Below are 21271 nucleotides of genomic sequence, written 5' to 3'. Positions count from 1 at the left end.
TCGGGTGCGGCACCGGTCCTCGACCCTCGCGATCGGGGTTACGCCGATGGCGGTAGATGGAACGATCGGCCATGCGGTGCGATAGCCGGACAGAGAGCCGGAGGCGCCCGATGACCGATACCGCCGAGACGTCCCTTCCCCCCGGCGCCGCCCCGCCCGAGGCCGAGCGCGACGAGGAGGCGTTCCACATCCCGGACGAGCTCGCGCTGGCGCTGACCGAGTTCGCGGCCGTGGAGCAGGTCTCCCGCGGGGAAGCGATCTGCCTCATCCTGCGGGATTACCTGCGGGCCAAGGGTTACCTGCCAAGGGTTACCTGAAGGGCGCTCCCTCGCCTTAGGCCCTCCGCGGTCGTCAGGCCGCGCCGCGCAGCTGGATCTCCAGGCGGCCGACATCCTCCGTCAGCCGCTCGACGATGCGCCGCGCCTCGCCGTCCCCGGGCGCGGCCCGCAGGGCGTCGGACGCCGCCGCGAGCGATTCGCGCTTGGCCTGGAGCGCGAAGGCGATCTGGGCCCTGGCCATCTCGGGTGTCCTGTCGGCCATGTCTGTCCTCCTCCGATACCGGTGATGCGAAGAGACCATCGAGCCAACGCGCCGGGTGCGGTCCGGATGCGGTGGATGCGACGATTCGGACGCGCGACGCGAAAAGCAGGTCCCTCGCGCGAGGAACCTGCGTTGAGATCATGCTCCGTCGCCAACCGATCGACCGTCGGGACGATCGATCGGCGGGATCCTGCGTCAGCAGTCGTTGGCCTGCTGCGCGGCGGTCTTCTCGCCTTTTGACTGCCGGCTGACATCGGCCGGCGAGGTCGCGGTCTGCGAGCCGAGATTCTGCATCGCCCCCACCGTACCGGGCGATTCGGCCTTCGCGCCGGGCGTGACCGAGGCGGTGGAGGACGGATCGACGTTCGAGCTCTTGTCCATCTTCTGCGCCGTATTCCCGGCGGTCTGCCCGGGCGCGCAGGGGCCGGCGGCCGCACCGAGCGTCCCGGCGAGCAGGAAGAGGCCGGCACCGAGCGCGATAAAGCGTGTCATCGAATTTCCTCCGAGGGTTGTTGTCTCCGCTCAACAACCACACGGATATCCGGTTCCTCGCCCATTGGGCTGCGGCAAGCCCGGCCGATCTTCGCGAGCGCGCGAATCCGAAACCGGATTCCGAAAGCCCAATCGCAGTAGCAGCGCTGCCACAGATTTCGATCGCCGGCAAAACCGAAAATGCCGCTTGCGTTTTGTGCGCTGCACGCTAATGTGTGCATCGCACGGTCGCGATGGCGTCGCGGCGGTGCAGCCCTCTTTGGGCGTTTCCTCCCTAGACTTCGGGCCGCTCGCAAGAGCGGCCTTTTTTCTTGGGGCAGAGTCATCTCCTCGACCCATGGGGTGAACGCGAAGAAGGGCCGCGCACGGCGTAGCCCCTCGACGAACGATCGGATCAGTGCGGGGCCGTGGGGTCAGCTCGGCAGCATCTCCCCCGGGCGCGACTGGGCGTAGAGGCTCGCCCCGGCATCGGCCCCGACGACCCGCACCAGGGCGGCCTGGTCGCAGGTGCCGGCGATGCGCAGGCCGAGCCGGTGCAGATGGTCCTTGTCGGTGCAGTAGGCCGCCAGCCGCGCCCGTCCGGTCACGGGCATGCGCGAGACCAGCGCATCCACGTCGTCCTCGCTGGCCCGGTGCAAGACGGCCAGGAGTTCGAGGGGAATCGGGTAGCGCGCGAACGCCGTGGGCAGCGGGCGGGTCTGAGCTTGCGGCATGGATCACCTCGGTGCGGTTCAGGTTCGCCCGATCCTCCGACGCGCATGGTTAGCGAACAGTTAAGGCGCCGGCGGTGCCGCTCACGGCCAGTGTCGGAGAGGAACGCACCGGCTTCCGCGGTGGTACCGCGCCCGTCACATCGATCGGACCGGCCGGCGCGGCACCGGGCCGCAACGATCAGACCGGCGGTTCGAGCTTCGTTACCACGTCATGGGTCAATTCGCCGAGATCGCGCGTGGCCGGATCATACGCATAACGTATGGAGCAACCTTTCGCGCGAATGATTGTAGTGGAAATCCCGCGCCGATTCGCGGACCGGCAATTGGTCGACCGGACTGAGACGTGATGAGTGAGCAGACCAGTGCGGAGGCCGTCTCGGCCGAAGCCGTGCGCCGTAGCCTCGACGGTTGCTTGCGTGCGCCCGCATTCCGGCGGTCGCAGAAGCTGGCGGCCTTCCTGAGCTACGTCGTCGAGGAGGAACTGGCCGGGCGGGGTGAGGGCATCAAGGCCTACACCATCGCCACCCAGGCCCTCGGCCGGGCCGACAGCTTCGATCCGAGCAACGATCCGAGCGTGCGGGTCGAGGCCGGCCGCCTGCGCCGCGTCCTCGACGAGGTCTATGCCGACGAAGGCCGGCAATGGCCGATCCGGATCCTGGTGCCCGTCGGCGCCTACCGCCCGACCTTCGTGCCTCAGGCCGGCGAGGAGGCGCCGCCGGAGGACACGACACGGCCCGTCGCCGTCCTGGTCCCGATGTCGCCCCCGGCTGTCGCGCGGCCGGCGCGGCGCATCGGGGCCCAGGCCCTGGCGCTGTTCGACACCCGCGGCCAGGCCGTGCTGGCGCTGCTCCTCGCGGTGATCGCGTTCCTGCTCGCCGTCGAGGTCGCGCTGCAGATCTACGTCCTCACCGCCGCCTGAGCGCCGTGCCCTTCGGTATAGGTCACATAGCCTGGGAACCGGACGACGACTTGCGCTGTTCATTGCGCTGTTCAGTGACGTCCGTGACATGACGTACGGGAGATGACCATGCGCAAGATGATCGCCGGTGCCGTTCTGGCCGTGGGTCTGGCCGGGTTCGCCGGCGCCGCCGAGGCGAAGGGCTGCATCAAGGGAGCGGTCGTCGGCGGCATCGCCGGCCACGCCGTCGGCCATACCTTCGCGGGCGCCGCCGCGGGCTGCGCGCTTGGGCGCCATCAGGCCAACAAGCGCCAACGCGACCGCGACACCGCCGTTCAGCCCGCCCCCGCCCGCTGACTCCGCCACCGCTTCGCCGCATCGCAGCATCGACCTGCGCAGTCACCGATCCGGCCCCGCAGGTCGAGCTTGGCCGTAACGGGCCCCGAATGCTCGCAGGCCCTGACTGCGAAGCTTGTGTGAGGTACGGCTGAGCTGTGCGAGCGCTGCCGTCATATCGCCACATCTCACCGGCTTCTTGCGCCCCAGAGGCGTGGAAACCGGGGCGACACATCACATGCGGCGTCGAGCGGACGGAGCGGCACGGCGGAGCGGCTTGCGGATGGCGGGAGCCCACGGGAATGTCCTCTCGGGGCATGCCGTCTCGGGGGACACCCTGGCGCTCGGCACCCGTGCCGCGCATGGCGGCATGCCCTGCATGGCGCGGACGCTGCTCGCGGCGGGGTGCCTGGCGGCGGGTCTCTCCGCCCTGCTGCACCAGTACGGCGGCGACCTGATGACGTCCCGCCCCTCGGTCACCATGATGGCCGACCTCCTGGTGATGCCGACTCCCAAGATCCAGACCGTCAAGGTCCCGCCGGCCGCCGCCCGCGACACCGCCGCGACCGCCTCCTCGATGGCGCCCCTGCGCGAGCCGGTCCACGACCTCGACACCGCGCTGGGCTCGGCCGGCGTCGACCGGGTCTCCTACGACGACCTGCTCGCCGCCAGCACCGGGGGCGACCCCAACGAGGTGCTGAGCTTCGGGCCGATGCGGATCCGCCGCCACCTCGTGCAGACCATCGTGCGCGCCGCGGCGACCGTACGGACCGATCCGGTGCTGCTGATGGCGGTGGCCGACAAGGAATCGAGCTTCCTCACCGAGGTCCAGGCCCGGACCTCCTCGGCCACCGGCCTCTACCAGTTCATCGAGCGCACCTGGCTGCAGGTGATGCGGGAATTCGGCGCCCAGCACGGCTATGCCCGCGAGGCGGCGCTGATCGGCGAGGATAACGGCGTCGCCGATCCGGCCGAGCGCGCCCGCATCCTCGACCTGCGCCGCGATCCCTCGCTGGCCGCCGTGATGGCGGGCGAGATGCTGAAGCGCGATTCCGCCCGCATCGCCGCCCGGATCGGCCGCGACCTCACCCTCGGCGAGACCTACCTCGCCCACTTCCTCGGGCCGGACGACGCCGAGCGCTTCATGGCCAAGGTGGTCGAGGAGCCGAAGGCCGAGGCCGCCGCCCTGCTGCCGAAGCCCGCCAAGGCGAACCGGCCGATCTTTTACGAGCGCGTCGGCCGCCGGAAGGCCCGCAGCCTCACGGTGGCGCAGGTCCACGACAAGTTCGAGGCGATGATGAGCACCCGCGGCGCCCGCTATCGCGACGTCGGCGCCCTGATGGGCGTGATGGCCTACGCCGCCGATACCCCCTGAGAGCCTACGAAAAAGCAATGCCGTCGCGCCTCCTGCTGGGGAAACCTCGCCGCGCGTCGAGATTTATTCTCCTGACCGAGTTCACTGGATCAGGAGGTGGCGATGGGCGCGGCAGGCGCCGGGTGCCGGATGGGCGGCACGCAACTCAAACCCACCCTCTCCCTCGACGCCCTCGGGGCGGGCCTCGCCGCGGCCTATGACGGCCTGATGGCCGAGGCGGTGCCCGAGCGGCTGGGCGCACTCCTGCGCCAGCTCGAGTGGCACGAGGCGGAGACGGGCCTGGCAGCCGGCGGCGATGCACGGCGCCCGGACGGCGCCGGGGCATCCGTGGGGAGTCCGCCCGGGATCGCCGCCGGGCGGCTCGCCCTGCTGGTCGGCGACGTGCCGGCCGCCGGGGATGCGACGTCGCTCCTGGCACGCGCGGGCCTCGAGACCCGCCGCTGCATCGACCCGGATGCGGGCCTTGAGGCCTTGCGCCTCCATGGCGGAGACGTCGCCCTGGTGCTGATCGGCCTGCCGACCGAGCGCGCCGGCGCCCTCGACGGGGCCGGCCTCGCCCGGGCCGTCGCGACGCTCTGGCCGACCGTCCACCTCGTCGTGGCGCAGCCGCCCCCGCCCGGGGCCCGGGTGCCGGACGCGCTGCTGCCGCCGCAGGCGGTGCCGCTCGACCGAGCGCCCGACCTCCTGGGCCTCGCCGAGCAGGCGGCGCGCAGCCCGCGCCCGCCGGTGGCGTGAGTGCACCTCACAAATCTCCCGCTGCACCGCCGCCGCAGCGGTCGGCATCGGCGACCGGGAGTTTCGTAAGGGACACGAAATCCGTCATGCGGCTTGGTCTCCGCCGGGAGGTTTCCCCTTCCGGCGGATTTGATCGGCACGGCGATCGTGCCTTAGTGTCAGGCAGGTCGGTCGCGTCGCTCGAGAGCCGCGCGGCCACCGGGAGGTCGAACGGATCGGGGGATCTGGCATGAAGACGAACGAGCGCGACAGCTACCGGGCCGAATACGCCGCGACGGCGGGCCAGCAGGCGGCCTTCTTCCGCGAGCAGGCCGAGCGCCACCGCCAACAGGCCGAGCAGGCGCGGGTCTTCGCCGAGTTGAGCCCGGGCGAGGAGAGCCTGGAACAGAGCCGGCGGGCCGAGCGGCTCGAAACCCTGGGGCGCCACGACGACACGATGGCGGACGCCTTCGAGGCCCGCGCCCGCCGCAGCTGACGCGAGGGCGCAGCCCGCGCCGACGCTCCTGCGACCGGCCGCGTTCGCGCACGCGATGTCCCATGCTCGGCCGTCGATGCAATGGGCCGAGGATGGGTAGCCAAGGGCCCGGCTTGGCCGCGGATTGGCCGGCGCGGCAAAACTTCGCTCAGCGCCTGCCGATTATTTGGGCAACCGCCGGCGGCGCGGAGCCTTACCCTGTGTTGTGGTCGAGGGCATCGGCCCATCGACGGCATCAGGGAGCCAGCAGCGTCATGAGGATTCGGACCGGGTACGCGATCGCCTTCGATTCCCCGGCACCGACGCCGATGCTGCTGATGCTCAGCGTGCATCCCTCGCGGCTCGGCGACTGCATAACGCCGCCGACGATGCGCTTCGACCCGCCGATCCCGGCGCGCGACTATGCCGACCGCTACGGCAATACCTGCACCCGCATCGTCGCACCGCCGGGACGGCTGACCGTCTCCGCCGATTTCCTGATCCAGGATAGCGGCCGGCCGGACGATTATGCGCCGGACGCCGTGCAGCACCCGGTGCAGGACCTGCCCGACGAGGTGATGGTCTACCTGCTCGGCAGCCGCTACTGCGACACCGACAAGCTGTCGAACACCGCCTGGCAGCTCTTCGGCCATACGCCGGAGGGCTGGGCCCGGGTCCAGGCCATCGTGACTTACGTCCACAACCACATCCGCTTCGACTACCAGCGCGCCGACGCCACCCGCTCGGCCCTCGACGGCTTCAACCAGCGCGAGGGCGTGTGCCGCGACTTCGCGCACCTCGCCGTCACCTTCTGCCGCTGCATGAACATCCCGGCGCGCTACTGCACCGGCTATCTCGGCGATATCGGCGTGCCGGCCGTGCCCGACCCGATGGATTTCTCGGCCTGGTTCGAGGTCTATCTGGGTGGGCGCTGGTACACGTTCGACGCGCGCCACAACAAGCCGCGGATCGGCCGCATCCTCATGGCGCGGGGGCGCGATGCCACCGACGTCGCCATCTCGACCAATTTCGGCCCCTCGCTGCTCGCCGGCTTCCAGGTTCATACCGACGAGGTCGCGTGAGCGCCCGGCCCTGTCCGTCGGATGCAACGCGATCGGTCAACCACTCGTGAACCGCTCCACCGGACTCGGTACTCCACCTTCGCGATAAGCGTCGCTTTAACCGGGAACCACTGAGCCGGGACAGCATTGTACAGCAAAGGTAACTGCTGAGGTAAGGCTCCGGCCATGAAGATCTTCGCTACTGCCCTGGCGGGCGCCCTGAGCGTGTGCGTTCTTGCCTCCGCGCCGGCCAAGGCCGCCCCCTACGATCCCTTCGACGCCAATCCCGGCGAGGATTACTACGCCAGCCAGCCCTACGGTGCGCCGGGCGCCCGGACGCAGGGCTATTACGGCCAGGGCCAGTACGGCCAAGGGCAAGCCGCCGGCAGCACCGACCAGGCGCAGGTCGCCCCGATCCCGCGCGAGCTGGTGCCCTTCAACGGCGCCTACGCCCCGGGCACGATCGTGGTTTCAACCGCCGAGCGCCGGCTCTACCTCGTCCTCGGCGACGGCATGGCCCTGCGCTACGGCGTCGGCGTCGGCCGTCCGGGCTTCACCTGGTCGGGCACGAAGACGATCACCGCCAAGCGCGAATGGCCGTCCTGGACGCCCCCGAAGGAGATGCTGGCCCGCCGCCCCGACCTGCCGCGCTACATGGCCGGCGGCATCGACAACCCGCTCGGCGCCCGCGCGATGTATATCGGCGGCACGCTCTACCGCATCCACGGCTCGAACGAGCCCGACACGATCGGCCAGGCCGTGTCCTCCGGCTGCATCCGCATGACCAACGACGACGTCACCGACCTGTATTCGCGGGTCAAGGTCGGCGCCAAGGTGGTGGTGCTGAACTGACGCCGCCCGGGCGGGAACGCCGCCCGGATCGCCGGTTTCTCTCCGGACAAGGGCCGCCGAAGGGCGGCCCTTTTTCGCGTCGGGCGGGTCTTTCCGAGAGCCGCCCCTTGCCCTGTCAGGGCGACACGCGGCCCGGAGCCGGCGGCTGCGGCGCGCTGAAGCTCGCCAGCGGCACGTCGCAGAAGCAGCGGGCGCCGAGCGGCCGCGGGCCGGGCAGCGGGCAGGAATAGGGCTGCGGGCCGGTGAAGCCGCGCTGCACCGCGTCGCAATTGTAGCCGACCGCGCGCCGCGGCGGCGGGCGCTCGTACCGGTCGTAGCCGTAGCCGGGGGGCGTGTCCTCCCGGTAGTACTGCGCCTGGGCCGCGCCGGTCATGACCGCGACCAACAGGACGGCCGACGACAGGCCGGCGCGAACGAACCCTCGCATCATTGCGTTCCTCTCTGGCGGGGAGTTACCGTACGTGACGCCGCGCATGGGGCGCCCCGGCGCCGCATCGGTAGCCGAACCGCCCCGGCCCGGCAAATCCGCGGCGGATGCGCCGCGCGATCGAGTTCCGGGATCGAGCCAGGGAGATCCGCCGTGACCACCTCGGCCCAGTGGCAGCGCACCCTCGATGCGGTCCTCGAACTCGCCGAGGACATCGCCCGCCTCTCGCCCGACTGCGCCGATCGGGCGATGCAGATCGTCCGGCTCCTGCGCGCCGTCGACCCGCCGACGCGACGGGCCGGCACCGGCAGTCCCGACGACCTCGACGAGGACGACCTCGACGAGATGGATGTCGGCGTCGGCCCGCTCAACCGCCGCAGGGCGTCGGACGCGGTGTGACGGCGGCCCGTCCGGCAGAGCTTCAAAGGCGATTGGCGTGATCGCGAGGCCCCGGCGCCTACTGGCCGATCGCGGCGGCGGCCGGCTCGGGCATCGCCGCGGCGGTCTGGGGAACCGGCGGCGTGGGCTTGCGCAGGACGAAGTGGCGGAACTCCACCGGGCGCCGCGGCGGCAGCGGCATCTTGGGGCCGGCCTCGGGCTCGGGCAGCGCGGCGGCCGGATCGAGGGAGGCGACCGTGGCGGCGGCGGGCGGGGCGGCCGGTGCGGGAGCGGCGGCCGCCGGAGCCGCCGCGAGGCTGACCGTCTGGCCGGAGGTCGGGAACGGCAGGACGGCGGCGTTGCCCGCATAGGCGAGGACGGCGCCGGGGGCCGGGGCGGCGTGGAAGGCCAGGGAGGCCGGGCGAACCGGCGGCAGCGGCACGGTGACGACCGGATCGGCGGCGGCGGCTTGCGCCGTCGCCGGCGCCACGGCCTCGGGTGCCTGGACCTGCGCGGCGGCCGGCTGGTAGGCGGCGAGGGCCTGCGGGGCCGCCGGCGGCGGCAGCGTGTATTGCGGCGCCGCGCCGGGCTGGGCGACGGCGCTCGACAGGGCGGCGACCGACGGGTCGGCGGAGGCGGTGGCAACCGCATTCGGCTGGCGGGCGCCGAACACGCTGCCGAGGAACTTGTTGAGCGGGTTGGTGGGAAGCTCCCGCACCGGCGGCGCCTCGAGCTCGGCCACGTCGGTGCGCACCCCCGCCCGCTTGGCGGCGTAGTAATAGCCGCGGGCGTAGTAGCTGTAGGCCTGGGCCTCGTTGCCGTGTGCGGTCTTGTAGGCGCCGGCGAGATAGGCGACGCCGTAGGTCAGGTTGACCCGGGCATCGAGCAGGCCGGAGGCCGGGCCGTTATAGCCCAGAGCCCGGGCGGTGCCGTGCTTGATCTGCATCAGGCCGAGCGCCCCGCCGCGGCCGACCGCGCGGGGATTGTAGCCGCTCTCCCGCTTCACCACCCGGTGGATGAAGCTCGCCGGGACGCCGTTGGCCTTGGCATGCGCCTCGATCAGCGCGTCGATGTTGTCGCGGGCGGGGCTCACCTGGGCCGTGGCCGGGAGCGGCGCCGCGACGGCGACGGCGATGAGGAGGCGCTTGCGCATGCAACAACCTGCTGGAGGAAGCCGGTGCGCTGCCGCACCGACGGGAAGGCCCATCCTGCTCCGGTTCAAATGCGGCGGGAAAGAGACTTGGCCGTTCCACCCCCCGACTTGGCCGTTAACTGAGCCGTCGGATACCCAGGTTTCGCAGTGCGGTGTGGCCGCACGGACACAACGGCCAAGCTTTTTTCGCCTCTGACGGTGGAGTCGCGATGTCCCGTGATTCGGCTGATTCGTCTCAGCGGCGGCCCCCGCCCCCGAACCCGCCGCCGCCGCCGAAGCCCTCGCCGCCGCCCGGCCGGCCGAACCCGCCGGGCCCCCCCTGCGGAGCCAGGCCGCCCGGCCCGCCGAAGCCGCCTCCCATGCCGCCCTGGCCTCCGATGCCACCTTGGCCGCCGGGCCCGCCGAAGCGGCCCATCCCGTCCCCGCCCGGCAGGCGCGGGTCGATCTCGCCGCGGCCCGGGCCGCCGAAGCGTCCGCCTTCGGAGCCGCCGAACGGCCGGTCCCCGCCGAGATCGGGCGACCGGCCGAACCCGCCGGATCGCCCGCCGGGCTCGCCGCGCGGGCCGCCGGGGGAACCACCGCGGGAGCCGCCAGAGGCGCCACCATGGGAGCCCCCGTGAGGACCGCCCTGTCCGCCGCCCGGACCGCCCCGGGATCCGCCCTGACCCGGACGGCCCGGGCCGCCCTGCCCGCGGCCGCCCTCCCGCCCGGCCGGGTCGGGCCGCAGGCGCACGCCCTCGAGGTCGAGCCGGCCGCCGCGGCCGGCGCGGCCGTCGAGGATCGCGAGCCCGCCGCCGGCCGGGACGAGGCCGCCGCGGCCGGTCACCGCGTAGCCGGCGCCGGTGCGCAGAGCGCCGCCCTCGCGGGTCACGTAGGCCTCGATCGAGAGGCGCCGCACCTCGGCGCCGAACGGCTCGCTCGCCGGCAGCCCCCGCATCACCGCGAGCCGCCCGCCCGCGAGGCTGCCCTGGACCACCGCCCGGCCGCCGGCGAGCGCCGGATCGAGACCCGAGAGCGGCAGGTTGCCGATGCGCAGGGCGCCCGCGGGCCCGCGCCGCACCGGGCCGGCGACGAGGTCCGGCGCGTCGCCGGCCGGGTCGATCCGGCTCGCCGCAATGCTGCCGTCCGGCCGGCGCAGCCCGCTCACCGCGACCCGCTCGCCGAGCACCGGCCGCGGCATCCCGGGCGGCAGCCCGGCGGTCGCGACCGTCTGGCCGAGCACCGTCAGGCGGTCCGCGCCGAGGCCCTGCACCGGGCCGACCACCTCGTGGATCACCGCGATGCCGGCGGTGGAGAGACCGCCCTCCCCCGGCTGCGCCAGGGTGCGCACCACCTGGCCGACGCGCAGGTCCTCGACCCGGGCCGGGCGCCCGTCGATCGTCACCGGCACGTCGGCCGGGTAGGCGATGCGCAGGTCGTTGACGATGATGCTGCCGAAGCCCCGGATGGTGCCGACGACGCCGGTGCCGCCGATGCCGCGGTCGCCCTCCTCGTCGGGCCCGGGCCGGATGCCGGTGCCGCCGATCCCCTGGTCGAGGATCTTGTCGCCGGCAGCCCCGGCAGGCCCCGCGGCCGCGAGCCAGCTCGCGCCGGAGAGGAGGCGCAAGAAGCCGCGCCGGGTGACGGAGGAAGCGCGTCGCACGGGCCGCTCCCTCACGCCTTCGGCTCGGGCCGAGGGGCCTCTTCGGCATAGATGTAGATGCCGAAGTTCCAGCGCGCGTCGCCGCCCGGATCGGTCTCGCAGGCCGCATGCGCCTCGCGGTTGGCCTGCTGCAGCGCCTCCATGGCGATCTCCCGCGCCCGCCCCTCCAGCCGCCGCGCCAAGGCGGGCGACAGCCCGTCGTAATGCACGGCGCGCTCCAGGAAGCGCGGCTTCTCCTCCAGGATGTTGGCGACCGCGGCGGCAATGTGGTCGTGGAGGTTGCGGCCGAAATAGTAGAGCTGCTGGCTGCCGCCGCCGCTCGGCACGAAGGCCGCCTCGGCCAGCACGATGCGCTCCTCGTCGTCCAGGGTGACGAGGCCGCGGTCGAGCCATTCGTCCAGCACCGCCCGCGGGCGCAGGTCCTTGGTCACGGAGGCGACCAGGCTCTCGAAGGACGGGCCGCTCTCGGCCGCGCGCGGCAGGGGCTTCGGCCGGCCGTCGGCCTCGGTGAAGTCGGGTGCGGCGACCCAGCGGGCGATGATGCGGCTGGTGCGCGAGACCGCGGCCGGCACCGCGCTCACCGGCGCGCCTGCCCCGCGCAGGCGCCGCACCTCCTTGCGGTGGATGCCGGTGAGCAGGCTCACCCGGCTGTCGGTCTGGTCCTTGCCGGGCAGGGCGAAGTCGTACTCGGCGACGTTCACGTAGAGCTCGCGCAGCAGGTCGGTCAGCGCCGGGAAGGTGATCCCGCTGCGCACGAACAGGCGCACCAGCGGGCGCAGCAGCCGGGCGAGCGGGGCCTGCAGCGCACCGGCATCCGGCGGCAATCGTGGGATCGGCTCTGACATCACCGCCTTTGTAGCCCAGGAGCCGTGGGACACAATCCCACGAAAGCACGGCGCGGAGCGATTTCCCGTTGACGTGGGAATTTTGCCCACATAGAAAGTTGGGCGTGGTCAGATTTCCCACGCCGTCCGACGCCACAGGATCCCCCGATGGCCAGCTCCCCTCCCCTCGTCTGCCGCGCTGCCGAGCCGCTCCGGATCGCGAAAGTCCGTCGGCCCCGGCCGGTGTCGCGGCTGCCCGTGGCGATGCTGGTGCGCGCCCTGGCGGTCATCGCCGGATTGGGGCTGCCGGTGGCGGCGGCGACGCTCGCCGACCTCGCCCATCCCGTGCCCTCGGCCCCGGCCCGCTGACAGAGGAATCCGCCCCCATGCTCGAAGCCCTGCGCAGCGACCGGCCCCACCCCGCCCCCCTCGGCCGGGCCTTTCCGGCGCCGGAGATCGAGGCGCCTCGCTCGGCCCTCCGCTCCCGGCACGAGCCGGCGGATGGCGGCGAAACCATCATCGTCGCCGCCCTCTGCCTCGTCATCGGCGGCGCGATCCTGCTGGTCGCCCTCCAGGCGATCTGCATCGTCCAGAACCTCTGACCCGGTTCGGACCCGACACCTGACGGCCCGGACGGTCCGCCGCCCCGGCCCCCATGCACCCCACGAAACGGCATCCTCGATGACCAGACCCACCGCAGCGCTCGGCCAAAGCAGGTTTCGCAAAACTGGCCACCGGTTTTGCGATAAAAACCTGCGTCACGAAAAGGACCTGAGCGGAGGAAGCGTCGGCTTGCCAACGCAAGTCTGCTTGGCCGGCGCGCTCGCCCTCACGGCTGTCCTCACGTCCCTGTCGCCGGCCGCCGCCGCCGACCTGCCGCGCCGGGCCGCCCCGCCGCCGGCCTTCACCCCCGTCCCGGTCTTCACCTGGACCGGCTTCTATGCCGGCGTGAACGCGGGCGCCGGATTCGGCGGCGGGGGCGGCACCATCACGGATGCCACCTACGGCACCGTGACCCCGGGCCACCGCGACGCCGCCTTCGTGGGCGGCGGCCAGATCGGCTATAATTACCAGTTCACGCCGGGCTCCGGCTTCGTGATCGGCGCCGAGTCCGACATCCAGGGCACCACCTTCGGGCGGGCCCGCAGCGGGCTCGTCGGGTCCACGACCTTCTACGACGTCGGCCCGAGCCTCGACTGGTTCGGCACGGTGCGCGGCCGGATCGGCTACGCCTTCGACCGCTTCCTGGTCTACGGCACCGGCGGCTTCGCCTATGGCGGCGGCAGCACCCCGGCGAACGCCTCGTATTATACCGGCACCCTGCCGGGGACCTTCCGCACCGGCTGGACCGCCGGCGGCGGCGTCGAATACGCCATCACCGAGCGCCTGAGCGCCCGGATCGAGGCGCTCTACGTCAGCCTCGACCGCAACGGCGGCAGCGGCGGCCTCGTCTACGACACCGGGACCAACGCCTACTACGGCCTCGGCAAGCCCAAGTCGGAGTTCGGCGTGGTGCGCGCCGGCCTGAATTACCGGTTCTCGACGGACTGACCCCAGCAGGCCGCGTCGAGAAGGAGCCGGGGGCGATGCGGGAGCATCGTCCCCGGTCTACTTCGCCGGGCCGCCCCGCGCGGCCTGGCGGACTACTTGTCGAGGGCGTTCTCGATGACGTCCTTGGCCTTGCCGCGCTCCTGCTGCGCCTGTCCCCGGAGCTTCTGCTCGCGCCCCTCGGCCTTCAGCGACTCGTCCTCGGTCAGGTTGCCGACGCCGCGCTTGGCGCTGCCGACCGCCTCGTTGGCGAGGCCCTTGAGCCGGTCGACCGCACCCGCCGTCGTCGGCGTGTCGTCGGCGAGGGCAGGCCCCACGGAAGCGAGGGCGAGCCCCAGGAAGGCGCCACGGAGCGCCGAGATGCGGATGCTGCTCATGCGGGAAATCCCGACAGTTTCAGGGGAGCGCGGTCATACCGGCCGCAACCGCCCGGGCAATGGTGCGGCTGCACCAGATCGGGCTGCCGGATACCGGTAGAGGACCGGCCGGTCCGTCGCCAGCCGGTCCATGGCCGGATTCCCGTCGCGGGCCGAGCGGTCGCGTCACGCCTTCGTGTCGATCAGCTGCGCGACCCGGCGCAACGCGAGCAGATATCCTTGCGTGCCGAGCCCCGCGATCACCCCGTCGGCGCGCAGCGAGACGTAGGAGTGATGGCGGAAGGCCTCGCGCTTGTGCACGTTCGAGATGTGCACCTCGATCACCGGCGCCTCGACGGTGTTGAGCGCGTCGAGGATCGCCACCGAGGTATGGGTGAAGGCCGCCGGGTTGATGACGATCCCGCCGGCGGTCTCGCGCGCCTCGTGGATCCAGTCGATGATCTCGTATTCGCGGTTCGACTGGTGGAAGCGGATCTCCAGGTCGAGCTCGCCGGCGAGCGCCCGGCACGAGGCCTCGACGTCGGCGAGCGTCTCGCTGCCGTAGATGTGCGGCTGGCGCTTGCCGAGCAGATTCAGGTTCGGGCCGTTCAGCACATAGACGAGGCGGCTCATGACGGGGCTCCTTCTCGGGGCACGGGGACAGCGCGTTAGGCGCCCGTCCGCCGCCTCGCGTCAACCATCGCGCCAGAGCCGGACGGCATCGCCACGATAGGCGAACGGCATTGGCCCGCGGAGGCCTGCGGCGGCGATGATCTCCCTCGACGAAGCGGGACATCCGGTCCCGTTCCCCGAAAGGATCCCTTCCGATGCGCAGCCTTCTCCTTGCCGGCGTCGTGCTCGCCGCCTTCTCCACCGGCTCCGCCCAGGCCTGGACCCAGTCGCTTCTGCATCCCGAGAGCCGGGACGCCGCGATCGTGACCGCGATGCCGGCGCCCCCGCATTATACCGGCTACGGCGAGTCCGGCATCCGGGCGGCGCGCCGGGTGCCCCCGATGGTCCGCTCCACGGTCGCGCCGGTGCGGCCCTCCGACCCGCCGGCCTGGCCCTCCTGCCCGTGGTGCTGACAAGCGTCGTTCCCGACCGGCCTCCGTGGTGTTAGCCTCGACGCAGTCCCCGGCATCGGGGCCCTTCGGTGCGAGGCCGATGCTGCGGAGGGCGACGATGGAGATGCACCAGATCCGGTACTTCCTGGCGCTGTGCGAGGAACACAACTTCACCCGCGCGGCCCAGGCCTGCCACGTCACCCAGCCCTCCCTCACCCGGGCGATCCATTTCCTGGAAGAGGAGCTGGGCGGGCCCCTGTTCCACCGCGAGCGCACCGGCACGCGGCTCTCCGAGCTCGGCCGCACCGTGCGGCCCTACCTGGAAGAGGTCTATGCCAAGGCGCAGGCCGCGCAAGCCGAGGCCCGCGCCTTCGGCCGGCAGCGCCGCACCCGCCTGACCCTGGGCGTGATGTGCACGATCCAGCCCGACGCCCTGGTCGGGTTGATCGGGGGCCTGAGGTCGCGGCATCCCGACCTCGAACTCGACATCGTCGATGCCAGCGCCGGGGCCCTTGAGGAGCGCCTGCTGGCGGGGTCGCTGGAGGTCGCGCTCTACTGCCTGCCGGGCCGCGAGCCCGATCCGCGGCTGCACCACCTCGCCCTGTTCCGCGAGCCGATGGCGATCGCGGTGGCGGCGGGGCACCCGCTCGCGGCGCTCGAGGCGATCCGGCCGCAGGATCTCAGCGGTCAGCACTACGTGCATCGCCTCAACTGCGAGTTCCGCGGCGTCGCCGGCCCGATCTGGGAAGCGCAGGGCTGCACCGATTGCGAGACGGTCTACCGGAGCGAGCGCGACGACTGGATCCTGGCGATGATCGCCTCGGGGCTCGGCTTCGGCTTCATGCCGCGCTCCTGCGTGACCCATCCCGGGGTGGTCGCGCGCCCGCTGGTGGAGCCGGAATTCTGGCGCGAGGTCAACCTCGTCACCGTCCGCGGCCGGCCGCACGCCCCGGCGGTCGGGGCGCTGCTGCGCGAGGCGATGCGGGCGGAATGGTTCGGTGCGCCGGCGCTGGCGACCGAGCGCGAGCGGGCGCGGGGCGGCGAGGGTTGAGGCCGGCTGCCTGGGCATGAGACACGCCCGGGCGTTCGCGCAGCGGTCTTGACAGACTCAGAGCCTGTTTGAGTCGAGAGATCAGCATAGCGAGGGATTTATTATCCCACACACGACCTCATCCTGAGGTGCGACTGAAAGGAGCCTCGAAGGAGGGCTCCAGATACCGTTGCGGTCCCTGGAGCCCTCCTTCGAGGTCAGTCGATTTTCAATCGACCAGCCGCGTCGGCGAGATGCGATGTCCCTGGACTACCGCTTCCGGTAATACTGGTCGATGCTCACCGCTCCCAGCAGCACCAGCCCCTTGATGACCTGCTGGTAGTCGATGCCGATGCCGAGGATCGACATGCCGTTGTTCATCACCCCCATGATCAGCGCGCCGACCACCGCACCCGTCACCTTGCCGACGCCGCCCGAGGCCGAGGCGCCGCCGATGAAGCAGGCGGCGATCACGTCGAGCTCGAAACCCAAACCCGCCTTCGGGGTCGCGGTGTTGAGGCGGGCGGCGAAGATCAGGCCGGCCAAAGCCGCCAGCACCCCCATGTTGACGAAGGTGAGGAAGGTCAGCCGCTCGGTGTTGACCCCTGAGAGCTTGGCCGCCTTCTCGTTGCCGCCGAGCGCGTAGATCCGCCGGCCGATCACCGTGCGGCTAGTGACGAAGCGGTAGAGCAGGATCAGCGCGAACATCACGATCAGGACGTTCGGCAGGCCGCGATAGGTAGCGAGCCAGGTGCTGAAGGCGACGATCACCGCCGCGACCAGCGCGTTCTTGAGCGCGAAGGCGCCGATCGGCTCAGGGGAAAAACCCTGGCGCTGCTGGCCCATCCGCCGGCGCAGGTTCGAGCCGACGAGGATGAGGGCGAGCGCGACGCCGACCAGCACCGAGGTGATGCGCAGCGCGCCGCCGGTGACGATGTCCGGGATGAAGCCGGAGCTGAGCTTCTGGAACTCGGACGGGAACGGCCCGACCGACTGGCCGGCGAGCAGCGCCAGGGTCAGGCCCTTGAACACCAGCATGCCGGCGAGCGTCACGATGAAGGACGGGATGCGCAGGTAAGCGACCCACCAGCCTTGCGCCGCGCCGATGATCCCGCCCGCGACGAGGCAGAGAAGGGTGGCCGGCAGCGGGTGCAGGCCCATCTGTACCATCAGCACCGCGGCGAGCGCCCCGATGAAGCCGGCGGTGGAGCCGACCGACAGGTCGATGTGGCCGGCCACGATGACCAGCAGCATGCCGAGCGCCATCACCACGATGTAGCTGTTCTGCAGCACCAGGTTGGTGAGGTTGAGCGGGCGCAGGAGTGCCCCGTCGGTGAAGAACTGGAAGAAGATCACGATGCCGACGAGGCACAGGATCATGCCGTAGTCGCGCAGCGAGCCGGACAAGGCCTTGGCGTTGAAGCCGGGAATCGCCGGCGGCCGCGGGGCCTCGACGGGAGTCGCGGTGTCGCTCATGGCTGTCTCATCCTCCCGAGGTGACGATGGCCCGCATGATCGCCTCCTGCGAGGCCTCAGCGGCGGAGAGTTCGCCGACGATGCGGCCGCGGTTCATGACCAGGATGCGGTCGCACATCCCCAGAAGCTCCGGCATCTCCGACGAGATGATCAGCACGCCCTTTCCCTGGGCCGCGAGGTCGTTGATGATCGCGTAGATCTCGTACTTGGCGCCGACATCGATGCCGCGGGTCGGCTCGTCGAGGATCAGCACGTCGGGATCGGCGAAGAGCCACTTGCTCAGGACGACCTTCTGCTGGTTGCCGCCCGACAGGTTCACCGTCGCCTGGTCGATGCCCGACGAGCGGATGCGCAGGCGCTCGCGGTAGCGCTCCGCCACCGCCCGTTCGCGGTCCTCGTCGATGACGCCGCGTGCCGCGACGCCCGCGAGATTGGCCAGCGACACGTTGGTGCGGATATCCTCGTGCAGGACGAGGCCGTACCCCTTGCGGTCCTCGGTGGCGTAGGCGAGGCCGGCCCGGATCGCCTTCTCGACGCTGCCGAGATCGACGGGCTGCCCCTTGAGGCGCGCCTCGCCGGCGACGCGCTGGCCGTAGGCGCCGCCGAACAGGCTCATGGCGAACTCGGTCCGCCCGGCGCCGAGGAGGCCCGCCATGCCGACGACCTCGCCGCGGCGCACCGTCAGGCTCACATCCTCCACCGCGAGGCGATCGGGATGGAGCGGGTGGCGCACGCTCCAGCCCGTCACCTCCAGGAGGGGTTCGCCGATCGCCACACCCTCCCGCGGCGGGTAGCGGTGGGCGAGGTCGCGCCCGACCATACCCTTGATGATCCGGTCCTCGTTCAGTGTCCCGTCCGGCCCCAGCATCGCCTCGCGGGGCAGCGTCTCGACGCTGGCGCCGTCGCGCAGGATCGTGACGCTGTCGGCGACCCGGGCGATCTCGTTGAGCTTGTGCGAGATCAGGATCGAGGTGATGCCCTGCGCGCGGAATGCCTCCAGCAGGGTGAGGAGCGCCGCGCTGTCGCTCTCGTTGAGCGAGGCGGTCGGCTCGTCGAGGATCAGGAGCCGCACGCGCTTCGACAGCGCCTTGGCGATCTCGACGAGCTGTTGCTTACCGACGCCGAGATCGGTGACCAGCGTCTCGGGCGCCTCGTTCAGGCCGACCCGCGCCAGGAGGTCGCGGGTGCGCGCCATGGCGAGCGGCCAGTCGATCACCCCGAAGCGCGACGCCGCCTCGTTGCCGAGGAAGATGTTTTCCGCGATCGACAGGAGCGGCACCAGGGCGAGTTCCTGGTGGATGATGATGATGCCGAGCGCCTCGCTGTCGGGAATGCCGGTGAAGCGGCGCTCCTCGCCGTCGAACAGGATCTGGCCGTCATAGGAGCCGGCGGGGTAGACCCCGCTCAGCACCTTCATCAGGGTCGACTTCCCGGCCCCGTTCTCGCCGCAGACGGCGTGGATCTCGCCGGCGCGGACGGCGAGGTTGACGTCGTCGAGCGCCTTCACGCCCGGGAACGCCTTGGTGATGCCGCGCATCTCCAGGATCGGAGAGGTTTCGGGCACCACCGCCAAGGCCGGGGACGCCGCCATCACTTGACCTGCTGGGCCTTGTAGTAGCCGCTGTCGACCAGGACCTTCTCCCAGTTCGACTTGTCGACCGTCACGGGCTTCAGGAGGTAGGACGGCACCACCTTGACGCCGTTGTTGTAGGTCTTGGTGTCGTTGACGGGGACCTGGGCCCCGGTCGAGATCGCGTCGACCATGTCGCTCGTGACCTTGGCGAGCTCGCGGGTGTCCTTGAACACCGTCATGCTCTGGTCGCCGCGGATGATCGCCTTGACGGAGGGGATCTCGGCATCCTGGCCGGTGATCACCGGCATCGGCTGGTCGGACGAGCCGTAGCCGACGCCTTTGAGCGACGAGATGATGCCGATCGAGATGCCGTCATAGGGCGACAACACCGCGTCGAGGCGCTTGTTGCCGTAGAAGGCCGAGAGCAGGTTGTCCATCCGGGCCTGGGCCGCCGCGCCGTCCCAGCGCAGGGTCGAGACCTTGTCCATCCCGAGCTGTTTGCTCGGCACGACCAACTTGCCGGAATCGATGTAGGGTTTGAGCGCCGACATCGCGCCGTCGTAGAAGAAGTAGGCGTTGTTGTCGTCGGGCGAGCCGCCGAACAATTCGATGTTGAACGGTCCCTTGCCGTCCTTGAGGCCGAGCTTGTCGACGATGTAGCTGCCCTGCAGAACGCCGACCTGGAAATTGTCGAAGGTGGCGTAGTAATCGACGTTCTTCGAGCCGCGGATCAGGCGATCGTAGGCGATCACCTTGATGCCGCGGTCGCTCGCCTGCTGCAGCACGTCCGACAGGGTGGTGCCGTCGATCGCCGCGATCACCAGCACCTTGGCGCCGGTGGTGATCATGTTCTCGATCTGCGACAGCTGGTTGGGGATGTCGTCCTCGGCGTATTGCAGGTCGGGCGTGTAGCCCTTGGCCTTGAGCGCCTGGACCAGGCCCTGGCCGTCGGCGATCCAGCGCGCCGAGGACTTGGTCGGCATCGAGACGCCGATCTTGCCCTTCTGCTGGGCGGCCGCCGGGGTTGCGAGCATCGCGGCAGCCATCAGGGCTCCGCCGATGAGGGCGACGAACGACTTCATGTGTCCTCCCAAATCCCCGCATCTTGGTCGTGCGGAGCTGCCGGTGAGTGGGGCCCGGCAGGATTGTGGCCTGCTCATCTGCCGGGATCGGTGTTTCTGTCGTGTGGCTGGTGGGTGAGGACAGCTTGAGACTTCCGCCGGGGGAGTCTCGGAACCGTTCAGATCAGGGAATGGCTCGGGTCATCCCCTCCCCCCTCTGCGGGGGAGGGTGGCGAGCGGAGCGAGCCGGGAGAGGGGACGCCGCATCCGGAGAGGTCGCGACCTTTGTGAAGGGCACCACCTGGATCAGCGTCGCGCTGCCCCTCTCCCGCCCCACTCCGTGGGGCACCCTCCCCCGCAGAGGGGGGAGGGGAAACCCGCGTCATGACCGGCTCCGGACGCGCTCATGGGAGCCCCCTCCTCACACCCACCCACCATCCACGACGTAATGCTGGTTGGTACACGCCCCCGCCTCCTCCGAGGCGAGGAACACGGCAAAGCGCGCGACGTCCGCCGGCACCAGCTTGCGCTTGAGGCACTGGCGGGCGTTGATCTCGGCATCGGATTCCGGCGTCACCCAGAGGGCGAGCTGGCGCTCGGTCATGATCCAGCCCGGCGCGAGCGCGTTGACTCGGATGTTGAAGGGGCCGAAATCGCGGGCGAGGGAGCGGGTGAGCCCGATCACCCCGGACTTGCAGGCGGTGTAGGCCGCCATGCCGCCCTGGCCGATCATCCACGACACCGAGCCGAAATTCACGATCGCGCCGCCGCCCTTCGCCTTCATGTCGGGCAGGACCGCTTGGGCGGCGAAGAACTGGTGCTTGAGGTTCACGGCGATGCGGCCGTCCCAATAGGCCTCCGTCACCTCCTCGGTGGCGTGGCGCTCGTCATGGGCGGCGTTGTTCATCAGCACGTCGACCGGGCCGAAGCGGTCGCGGATGCGGCCGATCGCGGCCTTGAGAGCCGGAATGTCGGTGACGTCGGCATGCTCGAAGGCGACGGCGAGGCCTTGGCTCCCCAGCTCGGAGGCGAGCGCCCGCGAGGGCTCGTCCGCGATGTCCAGGAAGCCGACCCGCGCCTTCTGCCGGGCGAAATGCCGGACCAGCTCCGCCCCGATCCCGGAGCCGCCGCCCGTCACCACCACGACCTTGCCTGCCAGGTCCGGATAGATTGCCGCCAACGCTTCCTCCCTCGAAGCCCGTCGGATCGCTCGACGCACTGAAAATCATTTAATATGACTATTTCAGCGACCCGGCCCTTATCGCGGAATCCTGACGCCCGGG

27 protein-coding genes are annotated in these 21271 nt (G+C 71.1%); 14 read left to right on the top strand and 13 right to left on the bottom strand.

Translation table 11 applies throughout. From position 1 onward, the window contains the following. The first annotated feature begins 110 nt into the window (after positions 1 to 110). Positions 111 to 317, top strand: coding sequence for a hypothetical protein (locus AC3AOF_RS06895; protein ID WP_488348049.1), 207 nt, complete (start codon positions 111 to 113; stop codon positions 315 to 317). Between the two features lie 34 nt (positions 318 to 351). On the opposite strand, the gene AC3AOF_RS06890 is transcribed toward AC3AOF_RS06895, so the two are convergent. From AC3AOF_RS06890 to AC3AOF_RS06880, 3 genes are all read right to left on the bottom strand, one after another. Next, entirely contained in the window at positions 352 to 540 is a 189-nt protein-coding gene (locus AC3AOF_RS06890; protein ID WP_236991469.1) for a hypothetical protein, read from the bottom strand. Between the two features lie 195 nt (positions 541 to 735). Further along, positions 736 to 1032 (bottom strand): hypothetical protein, encoded by a 297-nt coding sequence (locus tag AC3AOF_RS06885; protein ID WP_488348048.1) that lies wholly within the window; start codon positions 1030 to 1032, stop codon positions 736 to 738. A gap of 413 nt (positions 1033 to 1445) precedes the next feature. Beyond that, entirely contained in the window at positions 1446 to 1745 is a 300-nt protein-coding gene (locus AC3AOF_RS06880) for a hypothetical protein (RefSeq protein WP_236991471.1), read from the bottom strand. 346 nt (positions 1746 to 2091) lie between these two features. Between AC3AOF_RS06880 and AC3AOF_RS06875 the strand changes: the two genes are divergently transcribed. The 7 genes from AC3AOF_RS06875 (at position 2092) to AC3AOF_RS06845 (ending at position 7456) form a co-directional block, all read left to right on the top strand. Then, positions 2092 to 2664, top strand: coding sequence for a hypothetical protein (locus AC3AOF_RS06875; protein ID WP_488348047.1), 573 nt, complete (start codon positions 2092 to 2094; stop codon positions 2662 to 2664). Between the two features lie 108 nt (positions 2665 to 2772). Further along, complete coding sequence (locus tag AC3AOF_RS06870) at positions 2773 to 3000, top strand: hypothetical protein (RefSeq protein WP_236991473.1); 228 nt, start codon at positions 2773 to 2775, stop codon at positions 2998 to 3000. A gap of 262 nt (positions 3001 to 3262) precedes the next feature. After that, complete coding sequence (locus tag AC3AOF_RS06865) at positions 3263 to 4354, top strand: transglycosylase SLT domain-containing protein (RefSeq protein ID WP_488348046.1); 1092 nt, start codon at positions 3263 to 3265, stop codon at positions 4352 to 4354. 102 nt (positions 4355 to 4456) lie between these two features. After that, positions 4457 to 5089: a response regulator gene (locus AC3AOF_RS06860; protein ID WP_488348045.1), complete on the top strand. Its 633-nt coding sequence runs from the start codon at positions 4457 to 4459 to the stop codon at positions 5087 to 5089. A 229-nt stretch (positions 5090 to 5318) separates the two neighbouring features. Beyond that, positions 5319 to 5564, top strand: a complete 246-nt coding sequence (locus AC3AOF_RS06855) for a hypothetical protein (RefSeq protein WP_236991476.1) — start codon at positions 5319 to 5321, stop codon at positions 5562 to 5564. 254 nt (positions 5565 to 5818) lie between these two features. Further along, a complete protein-coding gene (locus AC3AOF_RS06850; protein ID WP_236991477.1) occupies positions 5819 to 6625 on the top strand; it encodes a transglutaminase-like domain-containing protein in 807 nt (268 codons plus the stop codon). 165 nt (positions 6626 to 6790) lie between these two features. Next, positions 6791 to 7456: a L,D-transpeptidase gene (locus AC3AOF_RS06845; protein ID WP_488348044.1), complete on the top strand. Its 666-nt coding sequence runs from the start codon at positions 6791 to 6793 to the stop codon at positions 7454 to 7456. 115 nt (positions 7457 to 7571) lie between these two features. Here the strand turns inward: AC3AOF_RS06845 and AC3AOF_RS06840 are convergent, their stop codons facing one another. After that, the gene (locus tag AC3AOF_RS06840) at positions 7572 to 7883 is read right to left on the bottom strand and encodes a hypothetical protein (protein WP_236991479.1); all 312 of its coding nucleotides are present in this window, start codon (positions 7881 to 7883) and stop codon (positions 7572 to 7574) included. A gap of 153 nt (positions 7884 to 8036) precedes the next feature. Between AC3AOF_RS06840 and AC3AOF_RS06835 the strand changes: the two genes are divergently transcribed. Then, on the top strand, positions 8037 to 8282 hold the full coding sequence (locus tag AC3AOF_RS06835) for a hypothetical protein (RefSeq protein ID WP_236991480.1): 246 nt from the start codon (positions 8037 to 8039) through the stop codon (positions 8280 to 8282). A 58-nt stretch (positions 8283 to 8340) separates the two neighbouring features. Here AC3AOF_RS06835 and AC3AOF_RS06830 read toward each other — a convergent pair whose 3' ends face one another. The 3 genes from AC3AOF_RS06830 to AC3AOF_RS06820 form a co-directional block, all read right to left on the bottom strand. Continuing rightward, positions 8341 to 9414, bottom strand: a complete 1074-nt coding sequence (locus AC3AOF_RS06830; protein WP_236991481.1) for a transglycosylase SLT domain-containing protein — start codon at positions 9412 to 9414, stop codon at positions 8341 to 8343. A gap of 235 nt (positions 9415 to 9649) precedes the next feature. Next, positions 9650 to 11056, bottom strand: a complete 1407-nt coding sequence (locus tag AC3AOF_RS06825) for a DUF5666 domain-containing protein (protein ID WP_488348043.1) — start codon at positions 11054 to 11056, stop codon at positions 9650 to 9652. 11 nt (positions 11057 to 11067) lie between these two features. Beyond that, positions 11068 to 11901, bottom strand: a complete 834-nt coding sequence (locus AC3AOF_RS06820; protein WP_236991483.1) for a DUF6502 family protein — start codon at positions 11899 to 11901, stop codon at positions 11068 to 11070. Positions 11902 to 12048: 147 nt separating this feature from the next. Between AC3AOF_RS06820 and AC3AOF_RS06815 the strand changes: the two genes are divergently transcribed. The 3 genes from AC3AOF_RS06815 (at position 12049) to AC3AOF_RS06805 (ending at position 13431) form a co-directional block, all read left to right on the top strand. After that, positions 12049 to 12249, top strand: a complete 201-nt coding sequence (locus AC3AOF_RS06815; protein ID WP_236991484.1) for a hypothetical protein — start codon at positions 12049 to 12051, stop codon at positions 12247 to 12249. Between the two features lie 17 nt (positions 12250 to 12266). Beyond that, positions 12267 to 12482, top strand: coding sequence for a hypothetical protein (locus AC3AOF_RS06810; RefSeq protein WP_488348042.1), 216 nt, complete (start codon positions 12267 to 12269; stop codon positions 12480 to 12482). A 190-nt stretch (positions 12483 to 12672) separates the two neighbouring features. Continuing rightward, positions 12673 to 13431 carry an outer membrane protein gene (locus AC3AOF_RS06805; protein ID WP_488348041.1) on the top strand — a complete coding sequence of 253 codons (759 nt, stop codon included), beginning with the start codon at positions 12673 to 12675 and terminating at the stop codon, positions 13429 to 13431. Between the two features lie 92 nt (positions 13432 to 13523). Here the strand turns inward: AC3AOF_RS06805 and AC3AOF_RS06800 are convergent, their stop codons facing one another. Continuing rightward, entirely contained in the window at positions 13524 to 13805 is a 282-nt protein-coding gene (locus tag AC3AOF_RS06800; protein ID WP_336886948.1) for a CsbD family protein, read from the bottom strand. A 165-nt stretch (positions 13806 to 13970) separates the two neighbouring features. Then, on the bottom strand, positions 13971 to 14417 hold the full coding sequence (aroQ, locus tag AC3AOF_RS06795; RefSeq protein WP_488348040.1) for a type II 3-dehydroquinate dehydratase: 447 nt from the start codon (positions 14415 to 14417) through the stop codon (positions 13971 to 13973). A 194-nt stretch (positions 14418 to 14611) separates the two neighbouring features. Between aroQ and AC3AOF_RS06790 the strand changes: the two genes are divergently transcribed. Then, positions 14612 to 14869, top strand: a complete 258-nt coding sequence (locus AC3AOF_RS06790; RefSeq protein WP_488348039.1) for a hypothetical protein — start codon at positions 14612 to 14614, stop codon at positions 14867 to 14869. Positions 14870 to 14966: 97 nt separating this feature from the next. Next, positions 14967 to 15899 carry a LysR family transcriptional regulator gene (locus tag AC3AOF_RS06785; RefSeq protein ID WP_488348038.1) on the top strand — a complete coding sequence of 311 codons (933 nt, stop codon included), beginning with the start codon at positions 14967 to 14969 and terminating at the stop codon, positions 15897 to 15899. 249 nt (positions 15900 to 16148) lie between these two features. Here the strand turns inward: AC3AOF_RS06785 and mmsB are convergent, their stop codons facing one another. From mmsB to AC3AOF_RS06765, 4 genes are all read right to left on the bottom strand, one after another. Further along, positions 16149 to 17354: a multiple monosaccharide ABC transporter permease gene (mmsB, locus tag AC3AOF_RS06780; RefSeq protein WP_488348037.1), complete on the bottom strand. Its 1206-nt coding sequence runs from the start codon at positions 17352 to 17354 to the stop codon at positions 16149 to 16151. A gap of 7 nt (positions 17355 to 17361) precedes the next feature. Beyond that, positions 17362 to 18945 carry a multiple monosaccharide ABC transporter ATP-binding protein gene (gene mmsA, locus AC3AOF_RS06775; protein WP_236991490.1) on the bottom strand — a complete coding sequence of 528 codons (1584 nt, stop codon included), beginning with the start codon at positions 18943 to 18945 and terminating at the stop codon, positions 17362 to 17364. Continuing rightward, positions 18945 to 20009 carry a multiple monosaccharide ABC transporter substrate-binding protein gene (gene chvE / locus AC3AOF_RS06770; RefSeq protein ID WP_488348036.1) on the bottom strand — a complete coding sequence of 355 codons (1065 nt, stop codon included), beginning with the start codon at positions 20007 to 20009 and terminating at the stop codon, positions 18945 to 18947. The genes mmsA and chvE overlap by 1 nt, the downstream gene beginning before the upstream one ends. A gap of 400 nt (positions 20010 to 20409) precedes the next feature. After that, a complete protein-coding gene (locus AC3AOF_RS06765) occupies positions 20410 to 21168 on the bottom strand; it encodes an SDR family NAD(P)-dependent oxidoreductase (protein WP_236991492.1) in 759 nt (252 codons plus the stop codon). Positions 21169 to 21271: the final 103 nt, after the last annotated feature.

The organism is Methylobacterium sp. 142-1Y, from assembly GCF_057747795.1.
The sequence above is the reverse complement of the archived record's forward strand: the minus strand, read 5'-3'. Positions and strand labels throughout refer to the sequence as shown.